The organism is Staphylococcus sp. 231237_7MaSpsaltlick (genome assembly GCF_043107035.1).
Genome location: NZ_JBICNX010000482.1, coordinates 1 through 243, shown reverse-complemented (window position 1 = coordinate 243; position 243 = coordinate 1). Strand labels below are relative to the sequence as shown.

General features: G+C 41.2%; 1 protein-coding gene. It reads left to right on the top strand.

Features of this window, described 5'->3' with window-relative positions:
* Positions 1-243, top strand: a 243-nt coding sequence (locus ACF91D_RS32435; RefSeq protein WP_327621139.1) for a GA-like domain-containing protein, incomplete at both ends; no start/stop codon positions are given.

Below are 243 nucleotides of genomic sequence, written 5' to 3'. Positions count from 1 at the left end.
AAATCCAAGTGAGAAAGCTGAGTTAAATCAACTTATCGAAGCGTTAGAAACAGCTAAGGCAGATGCTTCGACGAAATTGAGTAGTGTACCAAACGGTACACCAGGAAAAGATGCACTACAAACACGTTTAAACCAAATTGGTTCAGTGACAACACCGGAAGTAAATGACCGAGATAGTAATGGGGTTAAAGATACAGAACAGTTATCAGAGGCAGCACAAGCAATTGAAGCAGTGGAAGAAGC